This window comes from Ramlibacter sp., assembly GCF_035548915.1.
In the GTDB taxonomy this organism is placed as follows: domain Bacteria; phylum Pseudomonadota; class Gammaproteobacteria; order Burkholderiales; family Burkholderiaceae_C; genus Ramlibacter.
Map to the genome: position 1 here is coordinate 1 of NZ_DASZSE010000010.1, position 16,814 is coordinate 16,814.

20 protein-coding genes are annotated in these 16,814 nt (G+C 69.4%); 5 read left to right on the top strand and 15 right to left on the bottom strand.

Features of this window, described 5'->3' with window-relative positions; translation table 11 throughout:
- Positions 1 to 169: 169 nt before the first annotated feature.
- A complete protein-coding gene (locus VHA82_RS02395; protein WP_325539899.1) occupies positions 170 to 544 on the bottom strand; it encodes a DUF2946 family protein in 375 nt (124 codons plus the stop codon).
- A 218-nt stretch (positions 545 to 762) separates the two neighbouring features.
- Positions 763 to 1,218 carry a DUF3237 domain-containing protein gene (locus VHA82_RS02400; protein WP_325539901.1) on the bottom strand — a complete coding sequence of 152 codons (456 nt, stop codon included), beginning with the start codon at positions 1,216 to 1,218 and terminating at the stop codon, positions 763 to 765.
- 97 nt (positions 1,219 to 1,315) lie between these two features.
- On the opposite strand from VHA82_RS02400, the gene VHA82_RS02405 reads away from it, so the two are divergent.
- The 4 genes from VHA82_RS02405 to VHA82_RS02420 all read left to right on the top strand — a co-directional run bounded on the left by VHA82_RS02405 (position 1,316) and on the right by VHA82_RS02420 (position 5,156).
- Entirely contained in the window at positions 1,316 to 2,023 is a 708-nt protein-coding gene (locus VHA82_RS02405) for a Crp/Fnr family transcriptional regulator (protein ID WP_325539903.1), read from the top strand.
- 150 nt (positions 2,024 to 2,173) lie between these two features.
- Positions 2,174 to 2,758 (top strand): hypothetical protein, encoded by a 585-nt coding sequence (locus VHA82_RS02410; RefSeq protein ID WP_325539905.1) that lies wholly within the window; start codon positions 2,174 to 2,176, stop codon positions 2,756 to 2,758.
- A gap of 5 nt (positions 2,759 to 2,763) precedes the next feature.
- Positions 2,764 to 4,167: an amidase gene (locus VHA82_RS02415; RefSeq protein WP_325539907.1), complete on the top strand. Its 1,404-nt coding sequence runs from the start codon at positions 2,764 to 2,766 to the stop codon at positions 4,165 to 4,167.
- On the top strand, positions 4,164 to 5,156 hold the full coding sequence (locus tag VHA82_RS02420; RefSeq protein WP_325539909.1) for a tripartite tricarboxylate transporter substrate binding protein: 993 nt from the start codon (positions 4,164 to 4,166) through the stop codon (positions 5,154 to 5,156). The genes VHA82_RS02415 and VHA82_RS02420 overlap by 4 nt, the downstream gene beginning before the upstream one ends.
- Before the next feature lie 60 nt (positions 5,157 to 5,216).
- Here VHA82_RS02420 and VHA82_RS02425 read toward each other — a convergent pair whose 3' ends face one another.
- Positions 5,217 to 5,444: a hypothetical protein gene (locus VHA82_RS02425; RefSeq protein WP_325539911.1), complete on the bottom strand. Its 228-nt coding sequence runs from the start codon at positions 5,442 to 5,444 to the stop codon at positions 5,217 to 5,219.
- 324 nt (positions 5,445 to 5,768) lie between these two features.
- Here VHA82_RS02425 and VHA82_RS02430 point away from each other — a divergent pair, with 324 nt between their 5' ends.
- Entirely contained in the window at positions 5,769 to 6,572 is an 804-nt protein-coding gene (locus VHA82_RS02430) for a ferredoxin--NADP reductase (protein WP_325539913.1), read from the top strand.
- A gap of 13 nt (positions 6,573 to 6,585) precedes the next feature.
- Here the strand turns inward: VHA82_RS02430 and VHA82_RS02435 are convergent, their stop codons facing one another.
- The 12 genes from VHA82_RS02435 to VHA82_RS02490 form a co-directional block, all read right to left on the bottom strand.
- Positions 6,586 to 7,572 (bottom strand): tripartite tricarboxylate transporter substrate binding protein, encoded by a 987-nt coding sequence (locus VHA82_RS02435; protein WP_325539915.1) that lies wholly within the window; start codon positions 7,570 to 7,572, stop codon positions 6,586 to 6,588.
- A 57-nt stretch (positions 7,573 to 7,629) separates the two neighbouring features.
- Positions 7,630 to 8,700 carry an acyl-CoA dehydrogenase family protein gene (locus tag VHA82_RS02440; protein ID WP_325539917.1) on the bottom strand — a complete coding sequence of 357 codons (1,071 nt, stop codon included), beginning with the start codon at positions 8,698 to 8,700 and terminating at the stop codon, positions 7,630 to 7,632.
- 8 nt (positions 8,701 to 8,708) lie between these two features.
- Positions 8,709 to 9,845 (bottom strand): acyl-CoA dehydrogenase family protein, encoded by a 1,137-nt coding sequence (locus VHA82_RS02445; protein WP_325539919.1) that lies wholly within the window; start codon positions 9,843 to 9,845, stop codon positions 8,709 to 8,711.
- Between the two features lie 12 nt (positions 9,846 to 9,857).
- Complete coding sequence (locus VHA82_RS02450; RefSeq protein WP_325539921.1) at positions 9,858 to 10,433, bottom strand: 2-oxoacid:acceptor oxidoreductase family protein; 576 nt, start codon at positions 10,431 to 10,433, stop codon at positions 9,858 to 9,860.
- Positions 10,430 to 11,359 (bottom strand): thiamine pyrophosphate-dependent enzyme, encoded by a 930-nt coding sequence (locus tag VHA82_RS02455; RefSeq protein ID WP_325539923.1) that lies wholly within the window; start codon positions 11,357 to 11,359, stop codon positions 10,430 to 10,432. The genes VHA82_RS02450 and VHA82_RS02455 overlap by 4 nt, the downstream gene beginning before the upstream one ends.
- On the bottom strand, positions 11,356 to 12,510 hold the full coding sequence (locus VHA82_RS02460) for a transketolase C-terminal domain-containing protein (protein WP_325539925.1): 1,155 nt from the start codon (positions 12,508 to 12,510) through the stop codon (positions 11,356 to 11,358). Before VHA82_RS02460 ends, VHA82_RS02455 begins: the two co-directional genes overlap by 4 nt.
- Positions 12,507 to 12,752 carry a 4Fe-4S ferredoxin gene (locus VHA82_RS02465; RefSeq protein ID WP_325539927.1) on the bottom strand — a complete coding sequence of 82 codons (246 nt, stop codon included), beginning with the start codon at positions 12,750 to 12,752 and terminating at the stop codon, positions 12,507 to 12,509. The genes VHA82_RS02460 and VHA82_RS02465 overlap by 4 nt, the downstream gene beginning before the upstream one ends.
- A gap of 64 nt (positions 12,753 to 12,816) precedes the next feature.
- Entirely contained in the window at positions 12,817 to 13,608 is a 792-nt protein-coding gene (locus VHA82_RS02470) for a 3-hydroxybutyrate dehydrogenase (RefSeq protein WP_325539929.1), read from the bottom strand.
- 6 nt (positions 13,609 to 13,614) lie between these two features.
- Positions 13,615 to 14,025, bottom strand: a complete 411-nt coding sequence (locus VHA82_RS02475; RefSeq protein WP_325539931.1) for a MaoC/PaaZ C-terminal domain-containing protein — start codon at positions 14,023 to 14,025, stop codon at positions 13,615 to 13,617.
- The gene (locus tag VHA82_RS02480; RefSeq protein ID WP_325539933.1) at positions 14,022 to 14,486 is read right to left on the bottom strand and encodes an FAS1-like dehydratase domain-containing protein; all 465 of its coding nucleotides are present in this window, start codon (positions 14,484 to 14,486) and stop codon (positions 14,022 to 14,024) included. The genes VHA82_RS02475 and VHA82_RS02480 overlap by 4 nt, the downstream gene beginning before the upstream one ends.
- Before the next feature lie 4 nt (positions 14,487 to 14,490).
- Positions 14,491 to 15,315, bottom strand: a complete 825-nt coding sequence (locus VHA82_RS02485; RefSeq protein ID WP_325539935.1) for an SDR family NAD(P)-dependent oxidoreductase — start codon at positions 15,313 to 15,315, stop codon at positions 14,491 to 14,493.
- A gap of 158 nt (positions 15,316 to 15,473) precedes the next feature.
- Complete coding sequence (locus tag VHA82_RS02490) at positions 15,474 to 16,796, bottom strand: acetyl-CoA carboxylase biotin carboxylase subunit (protein WP_414708612.1); 1,323 nt, start codon at positions 16,794 to 16,796, stop codon at positions 15,474 to 15,476.
- Positions 16,797 to 16,814: the final 18 nt, after the last annotated feature.

Below are 16,814 nucleotides of genomic sequence, written 5' to 3' on the forward strand. Positions count from 1 at the left end.
CGCGGCAAGTGCCGCGGCGACTCGGGGGTAAGCCGTCGCAGCACTTGCCGCGACGACTCGGGGGTAAGCCGTCGCGGCACTTGCCGCGACGGCGTGGGATTTGGACAAGGGATGCTCCCGGAAACGGATGAACACACGCCGGCTGCGTGCAAGGCAGCCGGCAACGGCGTCAAGCGCTGGGAATCGAAGGTGGCCCGCGCGCCGGCAGCGGCGCAGCGGTGAGTACCGCGATGCGCGCGGCGACGATGGGCTGCACTGCGTGGCCGAGCGGCTGCATCGAGGGCAGATCGACCACGACCACCGGAGGAGGAGCTCCGGCGAACAAGCACAGGGGACAGTCGAGCGTGCCGTGATGCAGCGCCGGGGCGGTGCCGTTGTCTTCGCCCGCATCCGTCGCCAGCAGCTTCGTGGCACCCGAGGCGGAGCACACGAGTTCCAGCGACTGCGGCTTCACGAGCGGCGAGGCGATCGCCGCGCCGAGCGCGAGCGCGAACCACGCCAGCACGAGGCGGGCGAGGAAACGGGCTTGGCGCAGGCGGTGCATGTGCGGGGATTATCCCAGAGCCTGAACGGTGCGCCGCCGGCGCCTGGACCGGGACCGGGACCGGGACCGGGACCGGGACCGGGGCCGGGGCCGGGAACGTATGCATCGCGCATCGCGCATCGCCGCGCGATGCGCGCCGTGAAGCTGCGCAGGTGGCTCTACGATCCTCGTCTCTTCGGGCTGCATGCGTGAGCCGGCGGCCGAAGGCCGGACCGCTGCTACAGCACTTCCTCGATCGAGTAGATCGGCCCCTGCGCTTCGCGTCGACCGGTCCCCACGGCCACGATCTTGTTGAGCCACTCGTACTTCTTCGACGCCGTCTCGAAGATCGGCACCATCCGGAAGTAGTAGCTCGCCGGGTCCACCGGCTCGCCGGCGGCCACCCGGGCCATCACGTCCGCCGGCCCGTGCCGCAAGCCGCGATAGGTCATGTAGATGGATTCGCCATCGTCGGTGCGCAAGAGAAGCCGCACGTCGAGCACGGTGACGCCGTCGCTGCGCTGCAGCAGCCAATCGCCCGCGGGCGTGGCGACGACTTCGCCGCGCAGGCGTTCACCGCTGAACTCGCCGCCGGCGACGGTGGCGATGCGGCGGCGGCCGAGCGGCGTGTCGCCGACGTCCACGATCGTCGGCACGCGCAAGCGAAGTTCGAAAAGGGGACGGGTCGCGATCATGATCACTCCGAAACGCGGCACGGCTTGCCATGGGGAGGCGGGGGGAGGCCGCTCCCCGGAGCCGCGCCGATACTGGTGGGAAAATGATAGCCCCCGCGTGAAGGCCCACGCGCCACCCGCTTCCAACGATCTCTTGAGCAAGTACGCTTCCTGGGAAATCTCGCAACGGCACAGCCAGCCCTGGCTGGAGCGCGCCGACCTCGCGCAGCGCCTCGTGCTCGGCCCCGGCTCGCTCGTCTTCGAGGAGCAGACGGTGCATCCATTCTTCTACCTGATCCGAAGCGGCTACGTGCAGGCGACCATGTCGCGCGCGAGCGGCAACCCGCTGCTGCTGGAGATCTTCGGGCCCGGCACCTTGTTCGGCGAAGGCGCCGCGTTCGAGGGCCGACCGCGCTTCGTGACCTGCCGCACGATCACCGACTGCGCGCTCGACCGCTTCGACCCCGCCGACATGGAACGGGAATTCGCGCGCGACCCGCGCCTGCCGGTCTCGCTCATCCGCATCATGAGCGCGAAGCAGCGCGTGCTCGCATCCAAAGTGGCGGGACTTTCCTCCACCACCCCCGAAGTGCGCCTGTCGGACCTGCTGCTGCGCGTCGCCCGCGCGGAGCAATCGCAGCGCGAGCGCCTGTCGCCGCTTTCCGTGCACCTCACGCACGAACAGATCGGCGCGATGACGGGGCTTGCCCGCGTCACGGTCACGCGCACGCTCGCGAGCCTCGCGCGCGAGGACCTCGTGCGCACCGTGCCGGGGCGGGTCGACATCCTGCGCGCGGAGGCGCTCGCGGCGAAGCTCATCGCCTGAACGGCCGCTGCGGGATTTCCCGATGGCGCGAAGGCCCGGGCGCGTATCGCCGGATACAGGCGGTGCGGCGCGCGCTGCCTACACTGGTTCGCGTGGAATCGTCGCCGCGCTCGCGCGGCTTTCCAGCCAACCCCCACGAGCAGCCACGCCATGCGACCCAAGACCTTCGCCACGCTCGGCCCCGCCGGCAGCAACCACGACCTCAACACGCGCCGCTACATCGAGTTCCACGGGCTTCAGGATGCGCGCGTCGTCTTCATCGAGGATTTCTTCGAAGCGCTCGCGCGCATGAAGTCCGGCGAGGTGGACTTCATGATCCAGGTGTGCGCGCACCCGAACGTGGCGCTCACCATCGAGCACGACTACAAGGACATCTTCCTCGTGGACAGCTTCATCGGCACGACGAAGGCGATGGGCGTGCTCACGCGCGCCGAAGTCCAAACGCCGCGCAGCCTCGGCTACATGATCGCGACGCGCGGCTACTTCGACGTGTCGCGCTGGCCCGAGCGGCACGAGATCGTCTCCAACTCCGCCGTGGCGCAGGGCCTGCTCGAAGGCCGCTTCGACTCGGGCTTCACCGCGATCGAGCTCGCGCAGCAGCACCCGGGGCGGTTCCGCATCGACCAGACGATCGGCGAAGTGGACGTCGTGTGGCTGGTCTACGGCAAGGAACGCGTGAACCGCACGATGCTCGCGTGGCGCGACGCGCCGGTGCGCGCGCAACTCATCGCCTGAGCGCCATGCGCGACGCCGCCGGATTCGAATCGGCCCACGCACTCGTCGCCGCCGTGCGTTCGTGCCGGATCACGGCCGCGCAGGCCATGCGGGCGTTTCTCGATCGCACGGAGCGCCTCGAGCCGCTGCTGCGCACGTACGTGAGCATCGAGCCCGAGCGGGCGCTCGCGGCCGCGCATGCAGTCGATGCGCGCATCGCGGCAGGCGCGGACCCCGGACCGCTCGCAGGGCTTCCCGTGAGCGTGAAGGACCTGATCGCCGTGGGCGGCATGCGGCAGACGTTCGGTTCTGAGCTATGGCGAGACCACGTCGCCGCCGAAGATGCACCTTCGGTCGCGCGTCTGCGCGCCGCCGGTGCATGCATCACCGGCAAGACGACGACGAGCGAGCTCGGCTGCAAGGGCGTCGGCGATTCGCCGCTCACGGGCATCACGCGCAATCCCTGGGACCTGGAACGCACGCCCGGCGGATCGAGCGCGGGCGCGGCGGCGGGTCTCGCGGCGGGGCTTGTCGCGGCATCCGTCGGAACCGACGGCGGCGGCTCGGTGCGCATTCCCGCGGCGTTCTGTGGATTGGTTGGCATCAAGGCGACCTTCGGCCGCGTGCCCGTGTGGCCCGCCTCGGCGACGCCCAGCCTCGGGCACGTCGGCCCGCTCGGGCGCTGCGTGGCGGATGCGGCCTTGCTCTTGGGCGTCATGGCGGGCAGCGATGCGCGCGATGCGGCGTCGCTCGCATTCCCGCCGCCGGAGGACTTCGTGCGTGCATGCGGGCAACCGGTGGAAGGCCTGCGCATCGGGTGGGCTCCCACGCTCGGCTGGGGCGAAGTGGACGCGGGCATTCTCGATGCCTGTGCCGATGCAGTCGCCGCACTGAGGGCAGCGGGCGTCATTGTGCAGCGGGTCGATCTGCACGAGACCGATCCCGCGCCCGCATGGAACCAGGCTTTCTACGGCGCGCTGGGCGATCGTCTGCGCGGGCGCGAGGACTGGGCCGATGCTGCCGCGCGAATCGATCCCTACCTGCGACGCACGATCGAAGTCCACGCCCAAAGCGACGCGCAACGCGCCCACGCGATGCGGGCCGAATGGCTGCGGCGCGTGAACGGCATGTTCGAATCCATCGACGTGCTCGCAACGCCGGCTGTTCCCACCACGGCGTTGCCCTGCGGCCATGACGCGCCCGCGAATGCCACCGGGCGCAATGCCGTCGACTGGTCGTACTTCACGTACCCATTCAACCTGAGCGGCCATCCCGCGCTGTCGCTTCCGATCGGCCTCGACCCGCGGGGCCTGCCCATCGGTGTGCAACTGGTCGGGCGGCATGGCGCGGAAGCCACCCTCGTTCGCGCAGCCGCCGCGCTCGAGCGGCTGCGCCCGTTTCACCATCAACCTCCGGAGATTTCAGCATGACCCTCGATCCGCGCCCAAAGCTGCGACGCCGCACGATGCTCGCGGGCCTCGGCGCCTGCCTGCTGCCGATGGCAACGCATGCGCAGGATGCGTATCCCCACCGCCTCGTCAACGTCATCGTTCCCTACGGCGCGGGCGGCGGCACCGACATCCTCGCGCGCGTGATCGCCGACGAACTCACGACCCGCATGGGCCAGAAGTTCCTGGTCGAGAACGTCGCGGGTGCGGGCGGCGTGATCGGCACGCAGAAGGTGATGTCCTCGCCCGCCGACGGCTACCAGCTGCTCGTGGGCAGCGGCAGCGAGCTCGAGCTGATGCAGATCACCGATCCCACCGTGCAGCTGGGCAACTGGAAGCCCCTGGCGCCCGTGGCGCTCGTGGGCACGCAGCCGATGGTGCTGGTCGGGCGAACGTCGCTGCCGTTTTCCACCGCCGACGAACTCGTCGCCTACGCGAAGTCGCATCCCGGCGCGCTCTCCTATGCGTCCGCGGGCGTGGGCACGCAGCTTCACCTGCTCGGCGAGCTATTGAAGGCGAGCGCGGGAATCGACATGACGCACGTGCCGTACAAGGCCGCCGGTCAGATCGCCACCGACGTCGTGGGCGGGCACACCGATCTTGCCGTGATGGTCTTGCCCTCCGCGCTGCCGCACATCCGCAGCGGCAAGATGAAAGTGTTCGGCGTGAGCGAGACGCGCCGCTCGCCCGCGGCACCGGACATCACCACGCTTGCGGAGTCCGCGCCGTTCAAGGGCGTCGACATGGCGATCTGGTACGGCGTGTTCGCACCGGGCGGCACGCCCGCTGCGATCGTCGATCGCCTCGGCAAGGAGATCGGCGCCGCGGCGCACGCGCCCGCGGTGCAGGCCAAGCTCATTCCGCTCGCGGTCGCCGTGGCCGACGACAACAGCGCGGCGAACCTGGAGCGGATGAAGCGCGAAGGGCTCGCGAAGCTGCGCAGACTGTACGAAGCTTCGCAGAAGAAATAGCCCGCGCGCTTGCGGGCTGCCTTCGCGCGTGATCCCGGTGTGTCGGCGGGGCGCGGGAGCTCAGCGGTGCGTACGCTGCCAGTCGGCGTAGGCGGCGTCCATGCGCGCCTGACGGCTCGACGGCGCGGCAGCGTGAGCCGGGCCGGCCCCCATCGCGCGGGTTTCCGGTCGCGCGCCGCGGTGGTCCATGGCCTGCTCTTCGCGGAACTTGTCGGCGCGCGCGATGCGGTGCATGTCCCGCCGGAACGCCGAGCCGATCTGATGCGCGTCCTTCTTCACGGTGGCCATGAGACCATGCTTTCCCCGCGCAGGTTGCGAGTCCGCGGCGGCGAGAGCGGTTCCACACACTGCGACGGCGGCTGCGAGGACGAGGAACGATTTCATGCAAGTCTCCAAACAAAGGGGTGATGCGATCACACCGCGTGCGACGCGCTCCGCGCGTAGGAAAGCTTCCTGCCCGGGCGTACGAACTCAGGCATAGCGGGTCCGGCGCTGCCCCGGATCGGGCGGCCCCAACGCGGCAAGCGCACGCCTTCGCGCGAGCCTCGGCCCAAGCCTTGACAAGCATCGCCCGGCCTCCTAGACTGACTCACAACTAATGTGAGCTCATTAATGAATGCAGATCGCCATCCGCAGGCCGCCAAGGGCGCCTTCCAGGAAGAGCAGGTCCTGCAAGTGCGGCACTGGACCGACCGGCTCTTCAGTTTCGTCACGACGCGCGACCGTTCGTTCCGTTTCAGCAACGGCCACTTCACGATGCTCGGCCTGCGCGTGGAGGGCAAGCCGCTCATCCGGGCCTACAGCATCGCGAGCGCGAACCACGAGGAGCATCTCGAATTCCTGAGCATCAAGGTGCCCGACGGGCCGCTCACATCGCGGCTGCAGCATCTGCGGCCCGACGACACGGTGATCGTGGGCCGCAAGCCCACCGGCACGCTCGTCGCGGACTACCTGCTGCCCGGCCGCCGGCTCTATCTGCTCGCGACCGGCACCGGCCTCGCGCCGTTCCTGAGCATCGTGCGCGACCCCGACAGCTACGAGCGCTTCGAGGAGGTCATCCTCGTGCACGGCGTGAGGAAGCGCGACGAGCTTGCGTACCGCGAGATGCTCACCGAGCAGTTGCCCAACGACGAGCTTCTGGGCGAGCTCGTGCGCGGCAAGCTGCGCTACTACCCCACCGTGACGCGCGAGGCGTTCACGAACATGGGCCGCATCACGAAACTGATCGAAAGCGGACGTCTCTTCACCGACCTGGGCGTGCCGCCGCTCGACGCGGACGCGGACCGCGTGATGGTGTGCGGCAGCCCGGGCGCGGTGCGCGACCTGCGCGCGCTGCTGGACGGGGCGGGCTTCCACGAAGGCAGCACGACCACCCCCGGCAGCTACGTCGTCGAGCGCGCCTTCGTGGAACAGTAGCGACGCGGGACGCCTATTCGGCCTTGACGCCGGCCGCCTTCACGGTGTCGGCCCACACGTCGAGCTGGTTCAGGTAGAAATCGCGCGTCGACGCGGGCGTGGACGTGGAGACCACTTCCGTCGCGAGGTCCGCCATGCGCCTGGCGAAAGCGGGGTCCGCCAGCACTTCGTTCGACGCCTTGTTCAGCCGCTCGACGATCGCGTTCGGTGTGCCCTTCGGCACGAAGAGGATGTTCCAGGTGTAGGCCGACATGCCGGGCACGCCCGCTTCGCCGAGCGTCGGCACATCGGGCAGGAGCGGCGAACGACTGGCGGTGCCCACGGCGAGCAGGCGAAGCTTGCCCGCGGTGTAAAGCGGCTTGGACGCGGTGATCGTCTCGAAGAGGAATGCGGTGCGGCCCGCGGCTGTATCCTGCAGCGCCGGGCCCGAGCCGCGATACGGCACGTGCACCGCATCCACCTTCGCCTTCAGCTTGAGCATCTCGCCCGCGAGGTGCGTCGTCGTGCCGATGCCGGCGGAGCCGTAGCTCAGGCGTCCCGGCTGCGCGCGCAGCGCGGCGAGGAGTTCGCCGGCCGTCTTCGCGACGTCGGGCGCGCCCAGCAGCACGAGCGGCACGTTGCCGAGATGCGCCACGGGAACGATGTCCTTGCGCGGATCGAAAGGCAGCTTCGTGAGCGCGGCGCCCGTGGCGATGGAGCCGGTGCCGAAGAGGATCGTGTAGCCGTCGGGCTCGGCCTTCGCGACGTCGTTCACGCCGATGGCGCTGCCCGCGCCCGCGCGGTTGTCGGGCACGACAGGCTCTCGCAGGAGCTCGGCAAGCTTCTGCGCGAAGAGCCGCCCGAAGACGTCCGTCGGTCCGCCCGGCGCGAACGGAATCACCATGCGGATCGGCCGGCTCGGATACGGCGCATCCGCCGCGCGAACCGCGGGCGCGGCACACGCGAGCACGAGGCCCGCGACCACGAATCCTCGTCTCATCCTGTCTATCGTCTGGCTCATGCTTGTCTCCTCGGTTTGAGAGTGCGAAATTGCCGTTTCAGTTCTCGTCGGGCCTTGTCAGTTCATCTCCGCGAGCCGCTGCCAGAAGGCGTCGGCGCCGCGCGCGGCCACGTGTTGCCCCAGACGGATCTGCCAATCGCGTTCGGTGCCGAATTCGTCGCGCCAGCTCCAGAGGCGCTTCGTGCGGTAGTGCAGCGCGAACTCCTGGCAGTAGCCCATCGCGCCGTGCACCTGGTGCGCGATCGCCGCGACCTCGGCCGCGGCTTCGCCGACGCGCGCTTTCGCGATCGCCACGGCGTCTTCGAAATCGTCCGTGTCCACAGCCGCGAGTGCCGCGTCCGCAGAGGCGGTGGCCGCGCACACCTGCCCCGCCATGATCGCGAGCATGTGCTGCACCGACTGGAAGCCCGCGATGGGCTTGCCGAACTGCGAACGTTCGCGCGCATGGACGAGAGTCTGCTCGAGCGTCCAGTCCATCGCGCCCACCATCTGGTGCGAGCGCGCGAGCCCGCCCGCGAGCAGCAAGGCACTCCCCGCGGACGACTTGCGACCGGCCTGCACGGCGTCATCGGCGATCGCGACATCCTCGAATCGCAGCGTCGCGCGCGGCTCGAAGGCCACGGAGCGGCCCGGCTGCACGGCAAGCGCGCCGCTTTCGATGGCGAGCACCACGTCCCCGGCCTCTTCGCTTTCGGCCACCACGACGACGTGGGCCACCTGCCCACCCCACGGCACGCAGCGAGCGACACCTGAAAGGCACCACCGATTCGACGCGGACCGCGTGAGGTGCAACGGCGTCTGCGCCTGCGATGTCACGCTCACCGGCCCGGCAACGGGCCGCTGCCCGGTGAGCGCGAAGAGCCAATGTCCAAGGACCGTTTCGATGAGCGGCACCGGCGCGGCATGCCGGCCGACCGCGTGCGCGAGCACCATGGCTTCCGCGAGCGAGAGCCCCGCGCCGCCGAGCGCCTCGGGCACCGCCAGCATCGCCAGCTGCGCTTCTTCGATGCGATGCCAAAGCGCGGCCGGCCACTCGCCGGTCTCGGCCTGCACCCGAATCCGCGCCGTGCAGCCCTCGGCGAACAGACGCTCGGCCACGTCGCGCAACAGGTGGGCGGTGTCACTCATCGTGCCGCTCATCTCAAGCCCAGCCCGCGCGCGATCGCGTTGCGCAGTATCTGCGGCGTGCCGCCCTGGATCGTGACGCGCGGCATGAAGAGCATCGCGCGTGCGAGCACCGCTTCGTAACTGTCGGGCTCGTCGTCGGCTTGCATTCCCCCGTGACGCAGCGCGCGGCACTGCGCCACGATCTCTTGCTCCATCCGCGTGCCGAGGTCCTTCACGATCGCGGCCTCCACGGCGGGCGAACGCGTCGCGAGCGCGCCCGCCACCGAGATCGACATGCGCCGCAAGGTCGCGAGGTGCGCATGAAAGCGGCCGATGAGGCTCGCCTCTTCCGCTGTCGGCCGCGGGCCCGCCGCGCGAATGAAGGCGAGGAGCAGTTCGAGCGCGCTCAGGAACCGGTCGGGCCCGCTTCGCTCCAGCGCGAGCTCGCTCGCAAGCTGTTCCCACCCCGCGCCGGGCTGCCCCAGACGCATCGCATCGGGCACGGCGACGTCGTCGAACACGACTTCATTGAACTCGTGCTCGCCCGCCATGTTGCGGATCGGATTCACGGCGATGCCGCTCGAGCGCATGTCGACGATGAACTGCCCGAGTCCTTCGCGCGGGTTGCCGCTCACGGGCGAGGTGCGGCACAGCACGATCATGAAATCGGCGCAGTGCGCGTTGCTGGTCCAGATCTTCGCGCCCGAGATGCGCCAGTCGCCCGCGTCGTCGCGGGTCGCGCGCGTGCGGACCGAAGCGAGGTCGGAGCCCGCGCCCGGCTCGCTCAGGCCGATCGCGAAGCAGCATTGCCCACGCGCGATGCGCGGCAGCAGCCGGTCGCGCTGCGCATCGGTGCCGTAGCGCAGGATGAGCGGGCCGCTTTGCCGGTCGGCGATCCAGTGGTGGAAGATGGGCGCGTTGGCCGCGAGCAGCTCTTCGACGACGACGTAGCGCTCCAGGCTGCCGCGTTCCGCACCACCCCACTGCCTGGGCCACGTCATGCCGATCCAGCCGCGCGACCCGACCTTGCGGCTGAAGTCGGGATCGCTCTGCGTGAACCGCGTGCGTGGCGGCAATTCGTCACGCAGGAAGGCGCGCACCTCCGAGCGCAAGGCCCGCGCCTCGGGGGGCAGCACGACCGGATCGAACCGCGGCGATGAATTCACTTCGCACCGATCTCAGGCCGCGACAGGCGTGCGGTCGACGAGTTCGAGCGGCGCTTCGTAGCCGAGCTTCACGGCCTGGCGGTTGATGTCCGGCTGGCCGGGCGCGCGCGCGAGCACCGCATTCGTCATCTCCTGGAGCGTGACGGTCTGCGTGAGCTGCGCGAACGCCCCGAGCGCGACGATGTTCATGCACTTGCGAACGCGCAGGCTGTCGGCCAGCGCCATCAACGGGGCGCGGTAGATCGTCACGCCTTCGCCGAAGGCACGCAGATCGGTCACGAGCTGCGCATCGCACAGCACGCGCGAGCCGGGCCGCATCGACTTCGCGTGCGCCTTCACGGCGTCCTGCGCGAGCACCACGAGCACGTCGGGGTTCAGCACCCAGGGAAACACGATCTTCTCGCGGCCGAAGATCACGTCGCCGCACGAGGCGCCGCCCTGGATGCTCGCGGCATAGAACTGGGTCTGCACGACTTCGTAGTCGCGCACGATGCCCAGTGCCTGCGCGAGCACGACGCTCGCGGAGACGAGGCCCTGGCTGCCGACGCCGGCGAAACGGATTTGCGTACTGCTGGCGGCCTGGCTCACGGCGTGGCCCCCGCCGCGGCCAACGCGGCCATCGCGGCCATGCGCAGCTTGCCGTACTGCTCCGTGTATTCGGCGCGGGCTTCCTTGTGCAGCACACCGAGCACGAAGCGGATCTTCTTCTCGTTTTCCGCGTAGACGGGGATGTCGAACCAGTCTTCCTCGGGCGTGTCGGTGTTGCGCACCGAGTTGTCCTTGAAGAACCTGAGCATGTCCATCGCCTGCGGCATGCCGTTGCGCCGGCCCCAGAACACGTGGCAGTTCTGCAGCACTTCCACGTACGAGAAGCCCTTCCACTCGATCGCATCCGCGATCATCTTCGTAAGATGCGCGGGGTGGGCGACCGTGCTGCGCGCGACGAACGTCGCGCCCGCGCCGATGGCGAGCTTGCAGCCGTCGAAGGCCGCTTCGGGCATGCCGTCGCTGGACGTTTCCGTGACGCTGCCGAGCGGCGTGGTCGGGCCGAACTGCCCGCCCGTGTCGCCGAAGCCGAAGTTGTTGAAGCAGATCACCGTGATGTCGATGTTCCTGCGCGCCGCGTGAATGAAGTGGTTGCCGCCGATCGACAGGTTGTCGCCGTCGCCTTGCAGCGTGAGCACGGTGAGCTCGGGGCGCGCGAGCTTGAGCCCCGTCGCATACGCGCAGGCGCGGCCGTGCGAGCCGTGGATGTGGCTCGACTGGAAGTAGTGGCCCATCGGCGAATAGCAGCCGCTGCCGCCGGCGGTGGCGATCTTCGCGGGGTCGAGGCCCAGGCGATCGAAGGCGCGCATGATCGCGCTTTGCGCCATGCCGAGGCCGCAGCCGGGGCAGTAGCGAAAGCTCCTGTCCGGCACGTCGCCGTACGCGCGGACCATCTCGTCCATCGGCGTGTCGATCTGCTTCTTCCGGCGCGGCTGAAGGGCCACGGCGCTTTCGGTTGGCGATGTCATTGCAGGTTCTCCTTCGTCCGCGCGATGATCTCGGCCGGCGTGATGTAGGTGCTGTCGACGTGATTCACGCCCACCACGCGTGTGGGCGTGCCCGCGAGCGCGTTCGAGATCATGAGGCGCGCCTGGCCCATGTTCATTTCCGGCACGACCACGAGCCGTGCTCCCGCGCACGCCTTGCGCACGATCTCCTCGGGAAACGGCCACACCGTGATGAGCCGCAGCACGCCCGCGCGGATGCCCGCGGCGCGCGCCTCCTGCATTGCCGCCATCGCCGAGAGCGCCTGCGTACCCCATGCGACGAACACGACTTCGGCATCATCCGTCATGTGCTGCTCGGTCAGCGTGATTTCCGCCTGCCGCGCGAGGATCTTCTGGTGCAGGCGATGGATCGTGAATTCCTGATCGTCGATGTCCAGGCCCTGCACCGTGGAGTCACCGCCGCCGCGCTTGAAGAGGCCGACCGTGCTCACCACGCTCTTGTAGCCCGAACCGAAGTCGGCCATCGCAGGCACTTCATCCAGCTCGTTGGCGGTGTAGTTGCCCTTCCATTCTTCGCGCGGGCCGCTCGGCCGCGGGCGCTCGACGGTCTTGATCGTCGAGTAATCCGGCAGGTCCACCACCGCGCGCTGCAGGCCGAGCAAGCCGTCGCCCAGCACGAGCACGACGGTGCGAAGCATCTCGGAGAAGTCCACCGCCTTGATCGTGAGCCAGAACGCCTCTTCCACCGTGGCCGGTGCGAGCGCGACCGCGGGCGCTTCGCCGTTGGTGCCGTAGCGCGCCTGCATGAATTCCATCTGCCCCGCGCGCGTCGCGTTGCCGATGCCCGGTCCCGCGCGCTGCACGTTGACGACGACCATCGGGCATTCGGCGGCGATCGCCTGGCCGATCTCGTTCTGGATGAGCGCCATGCCCGGGCCCGCGCTCGCCGTCATCGACTTCACGCCGGCGGACGACGCGCCCATGAGCGCCGCGGCCGCGCCCAGTTCGTCTTCCATCTGCACATAGGTGCCGCCGACTTGCGGCATGCGGCGCGACATCGTCTCCGCGATCTCCGTGGCGGGCGTGATCGGATAGCCCGCGTAGAAGCGCACGCCCGCGGCGATCGCGCCTTCGCAGAACGCTTCGTTGCCGAAGAGGAGCCGGCGCGTCATGCCGCTTCCCCGACGGGCCGCGCGGCGGTCGTCTCGCGCACGACGATCGCCCAGTCCGGGCACAGCCACTCGCAATGACGGCAGCCCGTGCAGGCAGGCGCATCCACGACGACCGCCTTGTTGAACGGCGGCTGGAAGCCGAGCACCTTGGGTTCGCATACCTGCTCGTCCCAGCACACGGCGCACGATCGGCACCGCGAAAGGTCGATGTCGACCTGGAACGTTCTCTCGGACTTCTTCAAGATAACCTCATTACTAATGATGTCTCATTAGAATATCAGTGGCCCGCTGCATTGTCAACGCGCCTCACTGCGCGGTCCAGCCGCCATCCACGGGCAAGGCGACGCCCGTGATGTGCTCCGCGCCATCGCCGCACAGGAAGAGCACAGCCTTCGCGATGGCCGAGGGCGCGAGCAGCGCGCGGCTCGGCTGCTTCTCGCCGATGAACCGGTCGAGCGCTTCCTCGTACGGGATGCCTTCGCGCGCCGCGCGCGAGCGCATCTGGGCGGCGAGGATCTCGGTGTCGGTGAGGCCGGGGCAGACGCAATTCACGGTGATGCGATCCGTCGCCGTCTCCAGCGCGACCGCCTTGGAAAGCCCCACCAGGCCATGCTTGGCCGCGACGTACGGCGCCCGTCCGGTCGAGGCGACCAGGCCGTGGACCGACGCGATGTTCACGATGCGCCCGCCGCCGCGCCGGCGCATCCGCGCGACCGCGTCCTGCATCAGCAGAAAGGGGGCGCGCAGGTTGATGGCGTGGATCGCTTCCCAGCGCTCCAGGGGAAAGGCCTCGATCGGCGCGATGAACTGGATGCCGGCGTTGTTCACGAGGATGTCCAGCGGCAGGAGCGCGGATTCCGCCCGGTCGACGAGCTGTGCGGCGGCCGCCGCCTGCGACAGATCGCATGGCACGTAGGCCGCGCGCACACCGTGTGTCTGCGCAATCTCGGCGGCGAGCGCCAGGCCTTCCGCTTCGGGCTCGATGCCGTGCAGCACGACGTGGCAGCCCTGCCCGGCCAAGGCATGCGCGATGGCGCGGCCGATGCCCTGCGTGCTTCCGGTCACGAGCGCGCATCGGGATTGCAGCGTAGCGTCCACTGCGGCTCACTCGTCCGAGGCGGCAGCGATCACGCCGGACAGCACAAGTTCGCCGCGCCCGTTGGAAGCGGTGACTTCGATGTCCCTCTGCCTGCCCCGGCCATCGGAACTCACGGTCTCGCGCACGACGCGGCCGTCGCAGACGATCGTGTCGCCCAGCCGCACGGGCGCGAGGAACCGCACCGCGATCCTGCGCACGCTCGCCGGCCCGAGCCACTGCGTCGCGACCTGCGCCGCGAAGCTCATGGTGAGCATGCCGTGCGCGAACACGTTCTCGACCCCGGCGCGCCGCGCCGACTCCATGTTCAGGTGCACGTCGTTGAAGTCGCCCGACGCTTCCGCATAGAGCCGCAGCTGCTCCAGTTCGAGCGGGCCCTTGACGACCCGCGGCGGTCTTTCCTCCACGATCGCAATCATCCTCGCGCCTCTCGCACGACGTTGGTGTGCCGCAGGACGGCGACGACTTGCGCATCGACCGCCTGCCGGATCACCGTCTCCCGCTTCACGAAGACGAGCCGTCCGGACTTGCCGCGCTTCTCGTAGAGATCGGCGATGCGCACGCGCGCGATGTACGTGCATCCCGGCAGGATGGGCCGAATGCATTCGAGCTCGACTTCCGCGTTGAGCACCTGCGACATCGAAACGCCGAGTCCGGCCCAAAACCGCGTGGTGTAGGCCTCCTCGTCGCGCAGCGTCACCGCGAACGTGGGCGGCGCGACGATGTCGCCCCAGGCCGATGCCCGTCCCGTCGCGTCATCCACATAGGATGGCGACGGATCGTCGATCGCGACCGCGAATCGCCTGATCGCCTCGCGGTCCACCGTGAAGGTCGCTTCGGCAAGCTCCGTGCCGATCAGGCCGGCGTTCAGTTCCGACATGGCCTCACCTCGCCGTGCGGCGGACTTCGCCGCCGTCGATCACCAGCACCTCTCCCGTGAGCCAGCGCGCGGAGGGCCCGCAGAGAAACCGCACGGCCTGCGCCACTTCCTCGGGCGTGCCCGCGCGGCCGACGGGAATGCGTTCGACTCGCCTGGCCCACAGGTCTCCCGTGCGCAGCATGTCCACGCGCGCGGTATCGAGAAAGCCCGGCGCCACGACATTGCACGTGATCCCATGCGGGCCCAGCTCGGCGGCGAGCGTGCCGTTCAAGGCGTGGATGCCCGCCTTCGACGCCGAATACGCGCTGAACGAAGCGGTGGCGTTGAGCGCGGCATTGGTCGACATGCTCACGATGCTGCCGCCCGTCTTCTGGGCGATCATCCGCCGCGCGACGTACTTGCAGCACAGCATCGTCGCGGTGAGGTTCACGTCCACGACGGCGCGCCACGTGTCGTCCGGCAGATCGACGAGCGGCACGCGGTCGCCGCCGCGCGGATAGGCGGCGTTGTTCACGAGGATGTCCACGTGGCCGAATTCGTGGGCCGCGCGCTCCACCATCCGTTCGACCTCGCCGCCCGATCGCAGGTCCACCTCGAGGGCGAGGGCGCGCCCACCGAGCTCGCGCACTTCGTCGACCAGGCTGGGCACGCCGCGCCAGCCGGCCTCGCGCTCTTCGTCGGTGAGGCGTGCTGCGCCATTGGGCGCGCCGCAGGCGACGATGTCCGCTCCGGCGGCCGCGAGCGCGAGCGCGAGCGCCCGGCCCAGCCCGCGCTTTCGCGACGTGCCGGTGACGATCGCGACCTGGCCTGCGAGTTCCCGGTCGTTCACTTCAGCTGTCCATGACGCGGCGCTTGCGCCGAAGGGAACGAATGGGCCTTCGTCATGCCCGCGCAGGCGGCAATCCAAGGCGCCGGGCGGCTTTGGATCCCCGCCTTCGCGGGGATGACGAGGCTGGATGCGGAGATGGCGATGGCTCGATCCTCCATTCAGATTCGGCCTCGGCCGGCCTGGAACCGCGCGAGAAAGTGATCCTCGACCCACGTCGTATGGCCCTTCCCCGCGCCGAACTCGGGGTCGCTCAGCAGCGAGAGGTGAAACGAAATCGTCGTGTCCGGCCCTTCCACCACGAACTCCGAGAGCGCGCGGCGCATCCGCCGGATGGCGCTGTCGCGATCGGGCGCGCACACGACGACCTTTGCGATCATCGAGTCATAAAACGGCTGCACGACGTAGCCTTCGCGGCAATGACTGTCCACGCGCACGCCCGGGCCGCCCGGCGGCTGCCACCGCGCGATGCGGCCGGGGCTCGGCCGAAAACCGTGCGTGGGGGACTCCGCGTTGATGCGGCACTCGATCGCGTGCGAGCGCGGCGCGTCCCAGCCCGCTGTCAGTTCCATCGGCTCGCCGTTCGCAACGCGGATCTGCTCGGCGACGATGTCCACGCCGGTGAGCATCTCCGTCACCGGGTGTTCGACCTGGATGCGCGTGTTCATCTCGATGAAGTAGAAGGCCGCGGGCTCGGTCGTCACGACGAACTCGATCGTGCCCGCGCCCGAGTAGCGCAGGTGCCTTGCGATGCGCAGGGCCGCATCGCTCATGCCCTGGAGCAAGGCAGCGGAAAGGGCGGGCCCCGGCGATTCCTCGAGCAGCTTCTGCCGCCGGCGCTGGATGGAACAGTCGCGATGTCCGAGCGAGACGGCGCCCTCGCCGCCGTCGCCGAGCAGCTGGATCTCGATGTGCCGCACGCCGGACAGCCGGCGTTCCACGTAGAGCGTCGCATCGCCGAAGGCAGCGAGCGCCTCGCGCGACGCGTCCTGCCACGCCGCATCCATTTCGCTTTCGCCCTGCACGACGCGCATGCCGCGCCCGCCGCCGCCCGCGCTCGCTTTCAGGAGCACCGGATAGCCGACCGTCTTCGCCGCGGCGAGCGCGTCCGCACAGGAGCGCACGGGCGTCTTCGATCCCGGCACCGTGGGCACTTCCAGCTGCGCCGCCACCTGCCGCGCCGCCGCCTTGTTGCCCATGAGGTCGATCGCTTCGGGCGAAGGGCCGATGAAGGTCACGCCTTGGTCCGCGCACAGGCGCGCGAAGTCGGCGTTCTCGGAGAGAAAGCCGTAGCCGGGATGGATCGCATCCGCGCCGGTTCCGAGCGCCGCGGCGACCAGCGCGGGTGCGACGAGATAGCTCTGCGCGGAAGGCGGCGGCCCGATGCACACGGCCCGGTCGGCCATGCGCACGTGCATCGAGTCTGCATCGGCCGAGGAATGCACGGCCACCGTTTCCAGCCCCAGTTCGCGGCAGGTGCGCATGACGCGCACGGCGATCTC